Origin of the sequence: Erwinia sp. V71 (genome assembly GCF_965644245.1) — a bacterium.
Classification (GTDB): domain Bacteria; phylum Pseudomonadota; class Gammaproteobacteria; order Enterobacterales; family Enterobacteriaceae; genus Erwinia.
In genome coordinates, this window is record NZ_CBFFRK010000036.1 from 1 (window position 1) to 16,536 (window position 16,536).

17 protein-coding genes and 1 pseudogene are annotated in these 16,536 nt (G+C 56.0%); 9 read left to right on the forward strand and 9 right to left on the reverse strand.

The features are described 5' to 3' along the window. Positions 1-223: 223 nt before the first annotated feature. Positions 224-1,200, reverse strand: a pseudogene (locus ACSZO1_RS10110) (AraC family transcriptional regulator). 113 nt (positions 1,201-1,313) lie between these two features. On the opposite strand from ACSZO1_RS10110, the gene ACSZO1_RS10115 reads away from it, so the two are divergent. Beyond that, positions 1,314-2,540 carry an MFS transporter gene (locus ACSZO1_RS10115; protein WP_437612093.1) on the forward strand — a complete coding sequence of 409 codons (1,227 nt, stop codon included), beginning with the start codon at positions 1,314-1,316 and terminating at the stop codon, positions 2,538-2,540. A gap of 29 nt (positions 2,541-2,569) precedes the next feature. Then, positions 2,570-3,001, forward strand: a complete 432-nt coding sequence (locus ACSZO1_RS10120) for an OsmC family protein (RefSeq protein WP_437612095.1) — start codon at positions 2,570-2,572, stop codon at positions 2,999-3,001. Positions 3,002-3,423: 422 nt separating this feature from the next. On the opposite strand, the gene ACSZO1_RS10125 is transcribed toward ACSZO1_RS10120, so the two are convergent. After that, positions 3,424-3,762 (reverse strand): hypothetical protein, encoded by a 339-nt coding sequence (locus tag ACSZO1_RS10125; protein ID WP_437612097.1) that lies wholly within the window; start codon positions 3,760-3,762, stop codon positions 3,424-3,426. A 200-nt stretch (positions 3,763-3,962) separates the two neighbouring features. Here ACSZO1_RS10125 and ACSZO1_RS10130 point away from each other — a divergent pair, with 200 nt between their 5' ends. Continuing rightward, positions 3,963-4,154: a hypothetical protein gene (locus ACSZO1_RS10130; RefSeq protein ID WP_437612099.1), complete on the forward strand. Its 192-nt coding sequence runs from the start codon at positions 3,963-3,965 to the stop codon at positions 4,152-4,154. A gap of 1 nt (position 4,155) precedes the next feature. On the opposite strand, the gene ACSZO1_RS10135 is transcribed toward ACSZO1_RS10130, so the two are convergent. Continuing rightward, complete coding sequence (locus ACSZO1_RS10135; protein WP_437612101.1) at positions 4,156-4,476, reverse strand: hypothetical protein; 321 nt, start codon at positions 4,474-4,476, stop codon at positions 4,156-4,158. A 95-nt stretch (positions 4,477-4,571) separates the two neighbouring features. Here ACSZO1_RS10135 and ACSZO1_RS10140 point away from each other — a divergent pair, with 95 nt between their 5' ends. Further along, the gene (locus ACSZO1_RS10140; RefSeq protein ID WP_437612103.1) at positions 4,572-4,793 is read left to right on the forward strand and encodes a YgdI/YgdR family lipoprotein; all 222 of its coding nucleotides are present in this window, start codon (positions 4,572-4,574) and stop codon (positions 4,791-4,793) included. A 40-nt stretch (positions 4,794-4,833) separates the two neighbouring features. Here the strand turns inward: ACSZO1_RS10140 and dld are convergent, their stop codons facing one another. Both dld and ACSZO1_RS10150 read right to left on the reverse strand, forming a co-directional pair. After that, entirely contained in the window at positions 4,834-6,528 is a 1,695-nt protein-coding gene (gene dld, locus ACSZO1_RS10145) for a D-lactate dehydrogenase (RefSeq protein ID WP_437612105.1), read from the reverse strand. Positions 6,529-6,805: 277 nt separating this feature from the next. Next, positions 6,806-7,018, reverse strand: a complete 213-nt coding sequence (locus tag ACSZO1_RS10150) for a KTSC domain-containing protein (RefSeq protein ID WP_437612107.1) — start codon at positions 7,016-7,018, stop codon at positions 6,806-6,808. A 247-nt stretch (positions 7,019-7,265) separates the two neighbouring features. Here ACSZO1_RS10150 and ACSZO1_RS10155 point away from each other — a divergent pair, with 247 nt between their 5' ends. Beyond that, entirely contained in the window at positions 7,266-7,685 is a 420-nt protein-coding gene (locus ACSZO1_RS10155) for a GNAT family N-acetyltransferase (protein WP_437612109.1), read from the forward strand. Here the strand turns inward: ACSZO1_RS10155 and ldcA are convergent. Beyond that, positions 7,675-8,592: a muramoyltetrapeptide carboxypeptidase gene (gene ldcA, locus ACSZO1_RS10160; RefSeq protein ID WP_437612111.1), complete on the reverse strand. Its 918-nt coding sequence runs from the start codon at positions 8,590-8,592 to the stop codon at positions 7,675-7,677. The two genes, ACSZO1_RS10155 and ldcA, sit on opposite strands and share 11 nt — an antisense overlap. Before the next feature lie 212 nt (positions 8,593-8,804). On the opposite strand from ldcA, the gene emtA reads away from it, so the two are divergent. Continuing rightward, entirely contained in the window at positions 8,805-9,431 is a 627-nt protein-coding gene (emtA, locus tag ACSZO1_RS10165) for a membrane-bound lytic murein transglycosylase EmtA (RefSeq protein ID WP_437612113.1), read from the forward strand. Positions 9,432-9,609: 178 nt separating this feature from the next. Here emtA and ACSZO1_RS10170 read toward each other — a convergent pair whose 3' ends face one another. Continuing rightward, complete coding sequence (locus ACSZO1_RS10170; RefSeq protein ID WP_437612115.1) at positions 9,610-9,909, reverse strand: SelT/SelW/SelH family protein; 300 nt, start codon at positions 9,907-9,909, stop codon at positions 9,610-9,612. Positions 9,910-10,039: 130 nt separating this feature from the next. On the opposite strand from ACSZO1_RS10170, the gene iolE reads away from it, so the two are divergent. From iolE to ACSZO1_RS10185, 3 genes are read left to right on the forward strand one after another with little or no spacing between them, the layout of a single operon-like run. Further along, the gene (iolE, locus tag ACSZO1_RS10175) at positions 10,040-10,954 is read left to right on the forward strand and encodes a myo-inosose-2 dehydratase (RefSeq protein ID WP_437612118.1); all 915 of its coding nucleotides are present in this window, start codon (positions 10,040-10,042) and stop codon (positions 10,952-10,954) included. After that, on the forward strand, positions 10,954-12,123 hold the full coding sequence (locus ACSZO1_RS10180; RefSeq protein WP_437612120.1) for a Gfo/Idh/MocA family protein: 1,170 nt from the start codon (positions 10,954-10,956) through the stop codon (positions 12,121-12,123). Before iolE ends, ACSZO1_RS10180 begins: the two co-directional genes overlap by 1 nt. A 24-nt stretch (positions 12,124-12,147) precedes the next feature. Beyond that, on the forward strand, positions 12,148-13,179 hold the full coding sequence (locus ACSZO1_RS10185; RefSeq protein ID WP_437612122.1) for a Gfo/Idh/MocA family protein: 1,032 nt from the start codon (positions 12,148-12,150) through the stop codon (positions 13,177-13,179). A gap of 93 nt (positions 13,180-13,272) precedes the next feature. Here ACSZO1_RS10185 and ACSZO1_RS10190 read toward each other — a convergent pair whose 3' ends face one another. Together ACSZO1_RS10190 and ACSZO1_RS10195 are read right to left on the reverse strand one after the other, a co-directional pair. Continuing rightward, positions 13,273-14,835, reverse strand: coding sequence for an EAL domain-containing protein (locus tag ACSZO1_RS10190; protein WP_437612124.1), 1,563 nt, complete (start codon positions 14,833-14,835; stop codon positions 13,273-13,275). 222 nt (positions 14,836-15,057) lie between these two features. Beyond that, positions 15,058-16,422: an L-serine ammonia-lyase gene (locus ACSZO1_RS10195; protein WP_437612126.1), complete on the reverse strand. Its 1,365-nt coding sequence runs from the start codon at positions 16,420-16,422 to the stop codon at positions 15,058-15,060. Positions 16,423-16,536 lie beyond the last annotated feature (114 nt).

Sequence of the window (16,536 nt, forward strand, 5' to 3'; positions counted from 1 at the left end):
TACGGTCGAGGAACTGTTTTTTGCGGGAGGAATAGCTGGCAAGAGCGGGCATCGTGAAAAGTCTATGTCAAAGAAAGAGTTATGTTCTCATAATTGACGATTAAATCGCACCTTCCTTAAGATATACCGGGAAGGATAACTGGCGACAAGCCCCTGATAAAAAAATGTGCGTTTCCCGGAAGCTATTCTGACCAACACCAGGGTCTTTGCTGTCGCGCGTAAATCACCGCTGAGCAGCGGCATCGCTCAGCGGTGATTTACGGCGTAATGCGCCGGGTGGCTGCCCGGTAACACGTTTGAAAGCACGACTGAATGCGGCCAGAGAGCCGTAACCCAGACGCCAGGCGACGCGTTCAACGCTCTCGCCATCCCGGCTCAGCCATTGCGTGGCCAGCTGCATACGCAGTTCTGTGACATAACGCAGCGGCGTCATCCCTGTGGCGCGAAGGAAGCGCTCAGCAAAGACGCTACGTGAGCTGCCCATTTCCGCTGCTAGCTGTGCCACCGTCCAGTTTTTGCCAGGATCACGATGTAATGCCAGCAACATTTTACCGAGCTGCGGATCGCGCAACGCCTGCAGCCAGCCAAAGGTATTGCCACAACCTTTTTCCACCCAGCCGCGCACGATCAGCGCCGCCACCACATCGGCGAGACGGGCGAGAATCCCGGCGTAGCCTGCATGCTGTTGCTGCGACTCGCGCGCCATGGCATCCAGCATTGGCTGTACCTCCGGGACTGGGCGATCAGTGTGCTGACCAGCATCAGCTCCGGCATTGCACGTATCAGCGGCTGCATTCCGCCGATTTCAAACTCCATACTGCCGGTAAAGATCAGGGCGTAATGCGCGTCTGCATCTGCGTCAGCACCGTGCTGAATGCAACTGATATTGCTGTACACCGGGACGGTATTCAACACCGTGATATCCGTGCAGGGCACCTCTGGTGCGGAGAGCAACAGGTGGCTTGCACCCTGCGGCAGCAGTACCGCATCACCGCTGTTCAGCGGCCACAACTGGTTGTCACTGGTGCGTAACAGCACAGGGCCGCGGCTGATAAAATGAAACTGCGCGCGCCCGGCAAGTTGCGGAAAGTGAATGCCAAAGGGGGCTGACATTTCAATTCGCTTGTACTGTACTCCCACCAGACGCATCCCCAGCAGTAATTCGCTGGCGAGATCGTTACTGATACGTTGCTGTGACATCTCACCTGCCTTCAGTCCGGACGAATAATCAATAATGACGGATTTTATATCATAGACCATCCGGAAGCGGGTGCTTACGCTGTAAGCACTGTCAACCTGATGAGATATCGCCGATGAACGCTGCCGAACGCCCTGGCGTTGTGACAACCGCCGCACCGCCGCCTGCCTGGGGCGCGGTATTTTCCCTGACGCTGGGTGTTTTCAGCCTGATTACCGCTGAGTTTTTGCCTGCCAGCCTGCTGACGCCGATGGCGGAAAGTTTCGCGGTCAATGAGGGTGTCACCGGCCAGGCGGTGACGATAACTGCCGCCGTTGCGCTGGTGACCAGTCTGCTGGGCGTCAGCGCCACACGCCAGATTGATCGCCGCCGGATATTGCTGGCATTGTCGCTGCTGCTGGTGATGTCAAATTTACTGGTCGCGTCTGCGCCACAGTTGTCCTTTATGCTGGCCGGGCGGGTGTTGCTCGGGGTGGCGATCGGCGGTTTCTGGACGTTGTCGGCGGCAACGGCGATGCGTCTGGTGCCGCCAGCACAGGTGGCGCGTGCGCTGTCGCTGATCTATAGCGGTGGTTCGCTGGCCACTATCGCGGCCGCGCCATTGGGCAGTTATTTTGGCGAGCTGATGGGCTGGCGCAATGTTTTCCTGGTCGCCAGCGCATTTGGGGCAGTCACGCTGATCTGGCAAATGGTGACATTACCCGCGATGTCGCCGGAAGTCTCGGGCAGACCTGCCGCGACTTTGCGCCTGCTGCAGCGGCGTAGCATTCAGCTGGCGATGGGCGCGGTGTTACTGGTGTTCGCCGGTCATTTTGCCTTCTTTACGTACCTGCGACCGTTTCTTGAGCAGGTGGCGGGTGCCGGGCCACAGCAGTTGTCGGTCGTGTTACTGGCTTTTGGCGTGGCGAATGTCGTGGGTACGATGCTTGCCGGAATGCTGCTGACACGTCATCTGCAACGGATACTGCTGCTGATGCCACTGGTAATGGGAATGTTGGGGATCGGGCTGGTGCTGCTGGGATCGTCGCTGGTGACGGATACTTTACTGATCGGGTTGTGGGGGATGGCATTTGGCGCAGTGCCCGTCGGCTGGTCAACCTGGGTGACTCGCACTATGCCGGACGACGCGGAAAGCGGCGGCGGCCTGCTGGTAGCGGCCGTGCAGCTGGCGATTACGCTTGGTGCTGCGCTCGGGGGCGTGATCTTTACACTGGGTGGGGTGACGCCGGTTTTCCTGGCGAGTGCGCTGATTTTATTGCTTGCCGTGCTGGTTATCTTTGCCGCGTTGCGCCCGCAGGCCGAACCCGCATCCCGGCAGGATGCGCAAAAGTCACTATACTGAAGGTTCATTCAAACTGAACCGGAGGACGCATGACCATTCATAAAAAAGGACAGGCACACTGGCGTGGAGACATCAAAACAGGTAAAGGCCTGATTTCGACGGAAAGCGGCGCGCTAAAAGATCAGCCCTACGGTTTTAATACCCGTTTTGAAGGCCAGCCCGGCACCAACCCGGAAGAGCTGATTGGTGCGGCGCATGCCGGTTGTTTCTCGATGGCGTTATCGCTGATTCTCGGTGAAGCAGGACATGTACCGGAGAGCATTGATACCACTGCCGACGTGTCGCTGGACAAAGTGGAGGGCGGATTCGCCATTACCCATGTGGCACTGAAGAGCCGGGTAAAAGTACCTGGCATTGATAAAGGCAAATTTGATGAGCTGATTCAGCAGGCAAAAGCGGGGTGTCCGGTGTCGAAACTGCTCAACGCGGAGATTTCGCTGGAGTATCAGCTGGAACACTGACCGTTCGCGGGGCGTGAGCGGAAACTGGTATCTGTGGCTGGAAAAGGCTGCTACGGTGATCGCGCTTAACCACCGTAATCAATAACAAGATGGAGTTTGTTATGTCGACGATTAGTTCTGTTTCGCTATCACCTGCTGCGACAAAGGTGACGGAAAACTACGCTGACAGCAGTGGACGTTTTTCTCAGCTTAAGCAAACCGGCAATTGTGAGTTCAAGCCCACGGGTGGCGGGTCTGAGTATCCTTTACCGGAAAATCATGCTCGTGCACCCGCCCATAGCAACAGATAGCGCGCGGTAAATACAGAAAATAATATCGTCCGGTTGACGCTGGACGACCCTTCCCGGCAGCGGGTAGCCAGTACCGATATCACTTTGCGTTCTTCCTGGTGGCTTAAGGACAATACACCTTGCGACAACGGTTCAGTGACAGGTATAGGTGACCATTTGATCCTGCGGTGAATTAATCAGGCAGAAACGATGGGCAGAGAGCCGCTGGGCGAGATACCCTTCACGGGTGACGGCGGAAGGGAAGTAGAGCCGCCGGTCGCTGCTGTGCAGAGTGCCGCTGTGAATGGTGCCCTGAGCGGTGGTGACGGAAAATGAGTTAAAGCGATCGATGATCAACGCCTGCGTCTGGCCCAGCGGCACGCCGGACAGACTCTCAACCTGCCCGGTACACTCCGTACCCTGATAGTCTGACGTACAGCCTGCCAGTACCAGCACGCTGGCGATAATGCTTATCCGTGAGCGCTTTATCATCTTAATCTTATCCTTTAAGCCAAATATTCTGGTATGTTCCCCAGTCTTAAAGCGTAACAGACAAATGGCGCGATATCCGATCCAGCAGATTTCTGTGCCCGGTCGACGAAAACATTAACGTGGATAAATGATGACGACCCGGCACAGGAGAAGGTATTCTCAGGATATTGTGCGCTTGAATAAAAACAGGGAGCAACTGAATGAGAGAAGAAGAGGCAAGTTTAATGATTATCCGCAATGCCATGGCCTCACTGCCTGCAGAACAGCAGTCGCGGGTTAATGGCTGTGTCAGCGCCATTCGCGATGCCATGGGGCAGTTCGCGACGGAAGATGCGGGCCTGGCGCTGATGCTGGTGGCAGCAGAAGTGGCAGCAGAAGAGGGTGACAGTTAAGTTAACCTGCTGCCGGGCATTTCTGCGCTTTCAGCGCGTCGAGCTGCGCCAGTCTTTCCTGCGCTTTTTTACTGGCGCGGTGTTTGGCAACGCCATTGCCGATACCAAAATCACCTATAAATCCCAGTACCGTCAGCCCGTCAAATGATCCTTTACGCGCGATTTCCTGCTGTATCTCGTGCGTGCGGCTAATCTCGCGATCGATGGCCGGGCAATCCAGGTTGCTTGCCTGTACCGGACTCACTTCCTCTGCCTGCGGATACTGTTTTAACGCACAGCCCGAAAGCAGCAATACCACAATGATGCCTGCGACTTTTCCCACCCATCCTCCTGCCTGTTCAGAGTTGTCCGTAAAGCGCAGCGACTCGCCTGCCTTGTGCTTAACTATAGAAGGAGCCATGAAAGGGAGCGAATAACATGAAAAAGATTCTTTTTGCCACCTCAGCGCTGGTGCTGGGTCTGATGCTGAGCGGTTGCAGCAGCGATTATGTCATGCACACGCAGGATGGCCGCACCATCGTCCCCAGCGGCAAGCCGCAAACTGATGAAGACACCGGGATGATCACCTATACGGACGAATCAGGTAAGGTGCAGCAGATCAACCGCAACGAGATTAAAGATTTGTCGGAGTTTGATTAACCTGCAGCACAGCGGCGGTATCCCCGCCGCTGCTTGTCCGTTACTGCCAGAACTTCTTCTTACTGGTTTTACCAATCCCCGGATTACAGCTATTGGTCGGATCGAGCTGACGCATATGCTGTTCATAATCGTGCGACGCATGGTACTGGTGGCCGACATTGTGTTCCGCCGGATAGCGCGCGCCGCGCTCATCAAGATACGCCAGCACCTCATGCTTAAATGCCTCTGCATCGACACCCGGTTTCAGAATATAGTCCTGATGGTTCACAAAGCAGAAAAAGTGACCGCAGCAGGAGTCTTCCTGCACCTGCGCCTGCAGATGCGGCGGCAGATCGATGCGCCACTGGCTGTCATTGCGGCGCAGCGCAACATCAAAGGCAAGCAGACGCTGATCGGGATTAATGCCGTAATAGTCACAGTAAGAGATAGTGCAACCGCCGACGCCAAAGCGCACCAGAAACGCATCTTTCTCTTCCCGCGCATCACAGAGGAAGAATTCCCCGCTCTGGCGGGCAAAGAACGCATCCAGCAGCTGTTGTAACTGGGGCGCATGACGTGCTTCCGCTTTGATCATCAGGTGATGTTCATAGCGATCGCGATAGTCGAGAATGCGCTTCGCCACCATCTTCGGTGTGGCGCGATTGACCAGTTGCAACGCTTTATCAACAAAATTCAGCGGCAGAATACGTGCGTGCTTCACCCGCACATCCCATTTCGCTTTCCCCGCCATCAGCGCCGGGATGGATTCCGGGCCGAGATGACCTATCGCCCAGTACATATGCTTGGCATAACGCACGGTCAGATCAAACGCACCGCGGTGGATATATTCCGCCTGCAACGGCAGCTCCTGCAGGTTTTCCAGCAGCCAGCGGCGCAGCGCCACCAGTTCACTTTCCTGGCTGGTGCCGATATAGAAGGTGCGGGTGCTCTCACTGGCATCAAAGGTGGCCAGGCGTACGGCAAAAACGGCGATCTTACCGGCGCTGCCGGAACTGTCGTGCAGATACTGAGTATTGCCGTTATAGCGGGTCGGGGTATCGGCATCGACATCACGCAATACCGCGGCATAGTCATCCGCCCAGATTTTGCCTTCCCAGTCGGCCGCAACGCCGGTGGTATAGTCCTGCTGTTCCAGACGGGCGATCATCTCTTCTGGCGTCGTGCCGAGATCGATTCCCAGATGATTGACCAGCGTCAGGCTGCCATCGGGAAGGATTTGCGCAAACAGTGATTTTTCCGTGAAGGCCGGACCGCGGCGGATCAGCGAACCGCCGGAATTATTGCAGACGCCGCCAATGACTGATGCACCAATACAGGAGGATCCAATGACGGAATGCGGTTCGCGGTGATGCGGTTTTAAGGCATTTTCCAGCTCGGTGAGCGTGCTGCCTGGCATCGCAATCACCTGGCGCGCATCATCAATGACCTGCACGCCTTTAAGACGGCGGGTGCTGATAATAATGACATCGCGATCGTAATCACTGCCGTCGGGCGTTGAACCGCCGGTGACACCGGTGTTGGCGGCCTGCATCAGAATAATGGTGTCACAGGCGACACACGCCTGCAGCACCTGCCAGAGTTGCATCAGGCTTGATGGCATTGCCACCGCCAGCGCCTGGCCTTTTCCGACGCGGAATCCTTTGATGTAATAAGCTTTGTCATCCTCGCTGGTCAGCAACTGATCGCCAGCCAGAATGCCCTGTAACTGCGTGATGATCTCCTGATCCTTTGCCATGAGAAAACTGCTCCTGAATCGGTCAAATAGTCGTTGTGCTGTGCTGGCTGCATTGTACCCGGCGCTGGCAGAGAAAAATGGCATTCTGGTACCAAATCCGGCATTACGTTTTTTTTCAATGGATTGTGGCGGGGATAGCGCGTCGGTAAGCAGAAATAACCAGCGGGGGAGGAAGTCGCGGAGCGTCCTGGCAACGTCTCCGCGGGAAACCGGATGATGATATTATGACGCTGACAGCGAGGCGGCGATCAGCGCCACGGGCCTGACAGACCGATGATCAGGCAACACGGCTAAACGGATACTGGTTTTTGATGTTATCGACAAAGAACTTGCCTTTTGAGCGGGCGGCCATCAGCAGATGGAACACCGTCAGCGGCACATGGCGATAGCGATAAACTTCATGCTGGCGAAATTCGATTTCCAGCATTTTCTGCTCAGTATCGTAGGCAACAGTCTGAATTTTCGATGAACTAACACTACGTCGTTTCATATATACTCCCTCCTGGCAACCCGACATGGTTTGATCCTGTGACGCTGCGCGCACTCGCGCTTTAACATCGATCAATTTTTGCTCATTAATAGTAGCTTAAATTTCATTAATCAGAATTTTCCTGAGGAAATATTTTTTTCTGTCGCGCAGACAGCCAAGAATCGTGGGTAAAAACAATCGCTCACCGTGTTTGTCTTGTTTGGTAAATGCAGTGTAAACCTTATGTAGTAATGGTTAAGGAGATTTTATGCAACTCAGTGTTACTGATAGTCCCAGCCACCAGGATCTTGATGAAATTCGTGCAGGTCTGAATGCCTTTAATGCAAAACACATTAACATTTCTGAACTTAAATCACTGGCAGTGTTTGTCTGTGACGAAGAAGGACAGAAACTGGCGGGACTGACCGGTTCCACCACCGGGAACTGGTTACGCATTGATATGCTGTGGGTGAGTGATGCGCTGCGCGGGCAGGGAGTCGGCAGCAGGTTAATCCAGACGGCGGAGCAGGAAGCGCGTGCGCGCGGCTGTATCTATGCGCAGGTGGATACCGCCAGCTTTCAGGCGCGCCCGTTCTATGAAAAGCTGGGGTATCAGCTGCGCTTCTCGCTGGATAACTACCCGCGCGAGCATCAGCGCCACTATCTGACAAAAGTGCTTAGCGACTGAGCACCGGATGTCCGCTCAGCTGCAGCTGGCTGTGGCCGTGGCTGACACGTAAGCTGGCCTGCGCGCCCAGCGGCAGGGTAACGGTATCCCGATCGTGGCCAAACGCCAGGTCGGTGATCACCGGCAGCCCGGTCAGCTCACGTATGCCCTGCCACACGCTGGCAAAATCGAAGCCATTGTCATAATCACTCAGCGTGGCGCCGGTAAAGCTGCCGGTAATAATCGCCCGCTGACGTGCGAGAATGCCACTGTGGTGCAGCTGCAACAGCATGCGCTCGGTGCGGAACGGGTGTTCATTAATATCTTCGATCACCAGAATGCCGTCATCGTATTGCGGCAGCCATGGTGTGCCGACCAGCGAAGCGATCATCGCCAGATTGCCCCCCCACAGACGACCACTGAGCCGGGTATCCGGCGCACTGGTTTGCCATTCCACCGTGAACTGTGGTGAGGTGATGGCACGCCAGAAGTGCTCCAGAGTGAACTCTGACAGCACTTCCGCCCCGAAATTCGCGCACAGCATCGGGCCGCTGAAGCTGATCACGCCACTCTTTGTCAGCAGCGCCAGCTGCAGGGCGGTGAAATCACTGTGACCACAAATTGCCAGCGGTTTGTCCCGTAAACATTGCAGGGCAGAGTAGTCGATATGCTGCAACAGGCGCGATGCGCCGTAGCCGCCACGTACCGCCAGCACGATATCTGTCTCCGGGGAAAGGCTGGCGAGCGCATTGATCTCTGCCAGCCGTTCGCTGTCACTGCCGGCAAAACGCTGAAAGCGGCGGGTGATGATCGCGGTGTTGTCTGTCTGATGCCCCTGTGCTTCCAGCCATGCTATTGCGCGCTGCGCAGCGGCCTGGTTGTGGCAGTAACCCGATGGTGCCACCAGATGAAAATGTCGGCCTGTCATAGACGGCAATCTCCCTTTGAGTGTTTTTCAGACAACAACGGTTGAATCATTTCGCTGATCCTGTTGTCACAACTGTGCTGATGATGACGAAAAACGGGTGTGAAGTCACCAGTGGGCACTGTTTTCCCCGCAATTCAGATAACCGGCAATTTTTAACCTGAAGCCGCTCAGTATGATTGAGCGCAGGCTAATGCTGCGAGGAAAAAAGAAGCGTGAAAACCCGATCGTTGATGCTCTGTGCGCTGTTGCTGGCGGGATGCGCCAGTGAGCCTCCACGGCAGCCGCCGTCTCAACCCAATACACCGCTGACCCAGGCGCCACCGAAGAAAGTCTCCCATGCCTGGTCACTGTTTACCGAAGATGCCGCCAGTCACTATGGTGTGGATGAACGTTTGATTAGCGCCATTATCAGCGTTGAATCTGGTGGCGACCCTGCGGCGGTCAGCCGTTCGAATGCCATTGGCTTGATGCAGATTAAAGCGTCCACTGCCGGGCGCGAAGTCTATCGTGCGCAGGGAAAACGCGGTCAGCCGAGCAGCAAAGAGCTGCGTGACCCGGCGCGCAATATCGATATTGGCGTGGCCTATATCCGTATCCTGCAGTCGCAACAACTGGCGGGGATCCGTAATCCGGAAACCCTGCGTTATGCCACGATTGTCTCTTATGCCAACGGGGCAGGGGCGTTGCTGCGCACTTTCTCATCCGATCGTGACCGCGCCATTGCGATGATTAATGCCATGACGCCGGACGAGTTTTACCAGCATGTGCAGAATAAGCATCCGGCGGCACAGGCTCCGCGTTATTTATGGAAGGTCAACACGGCTTATCGCACCATCTGATTCTGACGTGGTGTTGCTCAGACGACACCCACGTTAAAGCACGGGGAACATGGGCAGAAGAGGAAAGCGTCCCGCGCCAGGGATGGTGCGGGCCGAGCGGCCATGGATGGCGAAAAGCGACTTTCCGATCTGCCCATGTTCCCTGTGCAGGCTCGGTATCACATACATCGTGTGTTTTTTACTGCCCCTTCTCTGCGTCTTTCTTCTCATTGTGACCTAAATCGCGATCCGGGAAACATTGCGCGCGCAGACGCCGTTTAATCTCCGCTGCGTCCGGGAAACCGCCATCGGTTTTACGGTCCCAGATCAGTACTCCCGCCACCTCAATCTGATAAATCCCGCCGCTGGACGGCACCAGTGTCACCTGCGTCAGATCGGTGCTGAAGGTGTTCAGTAATTCCTGCGCCATCCATGCTGCACGTAGCATCCAGTTGCATTGCGAACAGTAAGTAATGGTCACGCCCGGTGCCTGCGCCATGATTCAGCTCCTGAAAGTAAAGTCGGTTTTCATCTCAGTGTGCCTGATGGTTTTCCATCAGAAAAGCGATACCGACGCCAGCAGGGCGCTGTTTATAGTGACGCCAACCTCACCCGTAAGGAGCAAACAGATGACAACAGGCGTAATACCCGGTGTCAGCCCGCTGTGCTGGACCAATGATGTGCTGGACGATCTCGGGGGCGACATCCCGCTGGAAACCTGTCTGCAACAGGCTGCGCAGGCAGGCTATGCCGGGATTGAACTGGGACGCAAGTTTCCGCGCACGGTCAGTCAGCTGGCACCACTGCTGAATGCGGCAGAGCTGCAACTGGCATCAGGCTGGCACAGCGGTTTTCTCGCGGATCGCAGTGTGGAAGAGGAAGTGGCTGCAGTACGCGACCATGCCAGCCTGCTGCAGCAACTGGGCGCGAAAGTGATGGTGTATGGCGAATGCGGCCAGCTGCCTGGCGCGACGCCGCTGGATGAACCGATCTCACTCTCCCCGGCGCTGAGCCGCATTGATCTGGCGCATTACGCCAGCAAAGTGAATGCCTTTGCAGATGTCCTGTTACGCGACTACGGCCTGAAACTGGCTTATCACCACCATCTGATGATGCTGGTGGAGCACGACGATGAGCTGGCGACGTTCCTGCAGCACACCAGCCACAATGTCGGCCTGGTGCTGGACAGCGGACATGGCTATGCCGCTGGCGTCGACATCGCGGCAGTCATCCACAAGTACGGTGCGCGCATTGTGCATATCCATCTGAAAGATGTGCGTCCGGCGATTCTGCAACGTGTGTATGACGAAGATCTGAGTTTCAACGATGCCGTCCGCGCCGGGCTGTTTACCGTGCCAGGTGATGGCTGCATCGATTACGCGCCGATTATCGATTTTGTAAAAAACAGGGGTTACCAGGGCTGGCTGATTGTGGAAGCGGAACAGGACCCGGAGCAGGCACCACCGCTTGCCACCGTGCGCCGCGCCGCAAACTGGCTCAGTGAACAGTTCGACATCCCGCTTGCTGTACAGGAGACTGCATAATGCGTAACACCCTGAATATTGGTCTGATTGGTTCTGGTTTTATGGGGCAGGCGCATGCGGATGCCTATCGTCGCGCGGCGCTGATCTATCCCGGCCTGGCGAAGCGTCCTGTGCTGTATGCGCTGGCCGACCAGAACCAGGCGCTGGCAGATGCCAATGCTGCACGTTTCGGCGCGCAGAAGGCCTATGGTGACTGGCGCGAGCTGGTCAGTGACCCCAGCGTGGATGTGGTGGATATCACCTCGCCAAACCACCTGCATTATGAGATGGCGCTGGCGGCGATTGCGGCAGGCAAGCATGTTTACTGCGAAAAACCGCTGGCGGTCAGTGCGCAGCAGGCACGGGAAATGACCGCTGCCGCGCAACGCGCCGGGGTGAAAACCATGGTGGCGTTTAACAATATCAAGACGCCGGCCGCGCTGCTGGCGAAGCAGATTATCGCCCGTGGCGACATCGGTACTCCGGTACGCTTTCGCGGCACGTTTGATCAGGGTTTCTACAATGATCCGACACTGCCATGGTCGTGGCGTTGTTCGAAAACGCTGGGCGGCAGCGGGGCGCTGGGTGATCTCGGCGCGCATACGCTGTCGGTGGCGCAGTTTCTGATGGGCGATATCCGGGAAGTGACGGCCAGCGCGCAGACGTATCTGCGTCAGCGCCCGGTGCCGCAGGTGGATGCCGGTTACGCCAGTCGCATTGATACCAATGCCGAATTGCGTGAGGTGGAAAATGACGATCAGGTGCAGTGCCTGGTGAATTTCGCCAGTGGCGCATCCGGGGTGATCGAAGCTTCACGTATTGCCGCCGGGCGCATCTTCGGCGTGTTCTGGGAAGTGTCCGGCACCGAAGGTACGCTGTATATGGACGGCGAACGCTTTAACGAGCTACAGGTTTACCGTTTCAGTGATGACAAACACGACCGTGGTTTTAAGACGCTGTATGCCGGCAGCCAGATCCCCTCTTATGCCGGGTTCTTTGGTTTCGATTTTGGTGGCGGCGGCCTCGGTTATTTCGATGTGAAAGTGATTGAAGTGCATGATCTGGTGCAGGGCATCTGCAGTAACGATGACTGTTATCCAGACTTCGCCTTTGGTCTGCAGAATCAGCTGATCCTGACCGCGATTGAAGAGTCGATGGTTACGCGCCGCTGGACTGCGGTGGCTGACTGAATCATTGATAGCACAGGAGAAAACATGTTTCCTTCATCATTACCCGTGCCGCGCCGTCCGGCGGCAAACACCATTCCGGTTTTGCGCTGGGGCATTATTGGCCCTGGCTGGATTGCCGATCACTTCGTCCGTGCGCTGACCGGGGAGACGCAGCAGCAACTGGTGGCGGTGGCATCGCGCAGCCAGCAGAAAGCCGATGTCTTTGCCGCGAAGTGGCAGATTCGCCATGCGTTCAGCAGTGTGGATGAGATGCTGGCGCATCCTGATATTGATGCGGTGTATATCGCCACGCCACATAATCACCACTATCCTGACGGCCTGAAAGTGCTGAATGCCGGTAAACATGTGCTGATTGAAAAGCCGCTGGCGCTGAACGTGCGGGAAGGCGCTGTGCTACAGCAACGTGCACAACAGCAGGGTGTGCTGTGCATGGAAGCAATGTGGTGCGACTTTGCGCCGAAATACGATGTGCTGAGTCAGCTGCTGGACGATGGCGTGCTGGGAGATGTACACACCCTGATTGCCGATCATGGCGAGTTTTTTACGCCCGATCACCGCATTTTCAATGCTGATCTGGCGGGCGGGCCAATGCTGGATCTCGGCAGTTACCTGATTAGTCTGAGTGTTAAAGTGGGCGGGGCGCCGGAAACCATTTTTGCTCAGGGACAGCCTGCGCCTGGCGGGGTTAACGGCCAGGTTTCGATGCTGCTGACCCATGCTAACTGTATGCATTCGGTGTTAAACACCACCCTGTTCAGCAATACGCCAGGCGGTGCTGTGATTGCCGGGCGTGACGCCACTCTGGTGCTGGATGGCCAGTTTTATGCGCCGGGCAACTTTACTCTCACATCCAGCCAGGGGGGCGGGACGCTGCACTGGGAGGAGCCTGCCAGCCGTTATACCCAGCTCAGTTATGAAGCCGAGCATTTCGCCTGGTGTATTGGTCAGGGGCTGCGCGATTCACCGGTACGTCCGCTGGCGACATCATTAGTCACCCTCGCAGCGATGGATGAGGTGCGCCGACAGACAGGCGTAGTGTTTAATGAAGAGCGCTAAGGGGTGAGCCAGTAAAACGTCACGGGCAGGCATCACGATAAACAACCGGGGCGCGAAAAATCGCGCCCCGGTTGTTTGCGGTTATTTGCCGGTTCAGGCAATCAGCGCCAGCTTATGCTGCCGCAGCCATTCCGGGAAATCTTCCATTGGCATCGGGCGTGCATAGTAGTAGCCCTGCAGGGTATCCACACCGCGTTCACGCAGATAGGCCGCCTGTTCTGCTGTCTCAACCCCTTCAGCGACCAGGCGGATATTCAGGCGCTGCGCCAGCGAAATTACCATATCGGTCACGGTGGCGTTAATCGCGTCAGTGCCGATAGCGGCGGTGAAGATTTTATCGATTTTCAGCACGTCCGGGTTCAGCGTTTTCAGGTAAGCGAGTGAGCTGTGTCCGGTGCCAAAGTCATCGATGGCCAGCTGCACACCGATTTTATGCAGATGCGAGACCACGCGCTGATCGACCACCGGCAGGGCGTCGCGTTCGGTCAGTTCCACCACCAGCTGCTGGCGCGGATTGGCTGGCCACCACAGACGGTGCAGATCGTCGAGAATCGCCCGGTCGCGGAAATGGCTGGCAGCGACGTTAATCGCAATATAAAAGTTCGGACTGTCCGGTAACTGCGGCAGATAACTAACGGCTTCGTTAATCACAAAGCGCGTCAGCGGGGCGATCAGGTTCTGCCGCTCGGCCATCGGGATAAACACGTCCGGCTGAATCCAGCCCTGGCGTGGGTTATTCCAGCGCAGCAGCAACTCAATGCCGTCACAGTCGCCAGTGCGCGCATTGATGAGCGGCTGGCAGTAGACCATAAATTCGCGAGCCGACAAACCATAACTGATTTGCCAGGCGATGCTCATGCGGTTGGCAGTACCCAGCCAGACGATATAACCAGTCAGCAGGCTCAGCAATAACGCCAGCAGCATCTGGGAAGGCAGATTCACCAGCGCCAGCCGCACCGGCGATGGGCCAAACAGGGTAATTGAGAACGGGTAGCGCAGTGAGGCCTCTTCATAGCTCACTTCATCTTCCGACGGCACCGCGTTTTCGATCAGTGGATTGCCATATTCCAGGCTTTTACCGCTGACGTTCAGCACTGCGCGTTCCACCCATGGCAGCGTCAGTTCCAGCAGGTAGTTGCTCATCATCTCGATATTGATCACCTGCAGAATGCCGGCGCGGTTATCGAGGCTTTTCGGGGTCCAGAACAGCAGTACCGGTGAGCCTTTCAGCAGATGATTGTCTACCGTCAGCAGCATACGCTGATTATTTACCGCCAGCTCCGGGTAGGAGGTGCTGAAGGAAATCGCCCGTTCGCCATAGATGCTGGAACAGTAGATGGTGTCATTATCGATCAGCCATACCGCGCGCACGGTTTGCAGGATGGCCATTTTCTCCACCAGCGGGAAACGGACATCGGCGCAGTCAAGCCCCACCAGTGCCAGCGTATTATTGGCTGACACATCCAGTGGCGAGAACATGCGGTCGAACCGCTGTATGGCATTGTTAGCAAAACGGTGCGCTTGTTGCTCAATACGGCCTTTCTCTTCAAAGAAGCGGAAGGTTAAAGTAAGAATGAGCACTAACGCGGCAACAATCGAAGCGATCAGGAGTCGCTTGCGACGAAACTGTCCAACAATTTGCTGGGACACTTGCATCAGTAACCACCCTTAAAGAAAGCGCAAAACGAGATTCCGAGTAACAGTTATCGACCGAATAAAATATTAGTTTAGACCCGGTTAAGAAAAAGCGCTGCGCTGCGATAAACAGCAACGCGGCCTGATAAAACAGGCCGCGCTAATTCACTGTATCGGTTTCCTGGGGCGGGTGATAGTCCACTAATGAACTATTTTTTTTCTATAAATCAGAATGGTTGAATATTAGTCGCACTGGACTTTAATCGCCAGCCCGCCACGTGACGTTTCGCGGTATTTGGCGTTCATATCTTTGCCGGTTTCGTACATGGTTTCGATCACTTTATCGAGTGAAACGCGCGGTTCACTGGTACGGCGCATGGCCATACGCGCGGCATTGATCGCTTTGACCGACGCAATCGCATTACGCTCAATGCAGGGAACCTGCACCTGTCCGGCCACCGGGTCACAGGTCAGGCCGAGGTTATGCTCCATGCCGATCTCTGCCGCCACACATACCTGCTCCGGGCTGGCGCCCAGCAGTTCCGCCAGACCGGCCGCTGCCATGGAACAGGCAACACCCACTTCACCCTGACAGCCGACTTCCGCACCAGAAATCGACGCGTTCATTTTATACAGCACGCCGATTGCACCAGAAGCAAGGAAGTAACGGATAAAGATATCCGGGGTAACGGTTTCAATAAAGTGATCGTAATAGGCCAGCACCGCCGGCACGATGCCACAGGCGCCATTGGTTGGCGCGGTGACCACACGGCCACCGGCCGCATTTTCTTCGTTCACCGCCAGCGCAAACATATTAATCCAGTCGATGACGTTCATCGGGTCATTCGACAGTTTGCCGGAGGAGACCAGCAGGCGGCGCAGTGCTGCCGCACGACGCGGTACGCGCAGCGGGCCGGGCAGCACGACTTCGGTATTCAGGCCGCGATCGATACAGTCGCGCATGGTCTGCCACACTGCACCGAAGTAGCTTTCGATCTCCGCACGAGTATGCAGCGCCAGTTCGTTCTTCATCACCATGCCGGAGAGCGACAGACCCGTATCATGACAATGGTTCAGCATCTCTTTGGCGCTGTGGAACGGGTAGGGCACGCTGACTTCTGACAGCGTCGACTGACCAAAGCTCTCTTCATCGACAATAAAACCGCCGCCGATGGAGTAGTAGGTCTTGCTGTAAATCAGCAGCTCGCCGTTGAAGGCATTAATGCGCATGCCGTTTTCATGCAGTGAGAGGTTATCACGACGGAACACCATGCCGCCTTCACGCGGGAAATCCACTTCGTGCTGGCCATTTGCCAGCAACAGGCGCTGGCGCTGTTCCACATCACGGATAAAGCCGGGAATACTGTCGATATCGACGCTGTCAGGTGAAGCACCGGACAGGCCCATAATAATGGCGATATCAGTATGGTGGCCTTTACCCGTCAGGGAGAGTGAACCATAGACATCGACCGCAATACGGGTCACCGAACTGAGCTGGCCAGTTGCCGCCAGATCGTCAACGAATTGTTTGCCGGCTTTCATCGGTCCAACCGTATGTGAGCTGGATGGGCCAATGCCGATCTTAAACATGTCGAAAACGCTAATCACGCTACAAACTCCTCAGGAATACAGTAGCTCTGCTGCGGGTGTCGGGTGAGCAGAGGGTAATATGTTCATCATGCGAGAAAAAGATCCCTTTGCGCATGAAAAAAAATAATCTGA